Origin of the sequence: Bacillus sp. SIMBA_005 (assembly GCF_046535585.1) — a bacterium.
In the GTDB taxonomy this organism is placed as follows: Bacteria; Bacillota; Bacilli; order Bacillales; family Bacillaceae; genus Bacillus; species Bacillus pumilus.
On the sequence record NZ_JAWRWI010000763.1, the window covers coordinates 1 to 254 of the forward strand.

Annotated in this window: 1 protein-coding gene; it reads left to right on the plus strand. The window is 59.1% G+C overall.

All coding sequences use genetic code 11. The annotated features are described in order from the left end of the window. The coding region (gene gpFI, locus SB660_RS22120) for a DNA-packaging protein FI (protein ID WP_410584613.1) at positions 1–236 on the plus strand (236 nt) is incomplete at its 5' end. Positions 237–254: the final 18 nt, after the last annotated feature.

The following is a 254-nucleotide window of genomic DNA, read 5'->3' on the forward strand; positions in this document are numbered from 1 at the left end:
GCCGGGAAAATGTGCTGACCGGACATGAAAATGAGGTGGGATCAGCGCAGCCGGATACCGTGATTCTGGATACGTCTGAACTGGTCACGGTCGTGGCACTGGTGAAGCTGCATACTGATGCACTTCACGCCACGCGGGATGAACCTGTGGCATTTGTGCTGCCGGGAACGGCGTTTCGTGTCTCTGCCGGTGTGGCAGCCGAAATGACAGAGCGCGGCCTGGCCAGAATGCAATAACGGGAGGCGCTGTGGCTG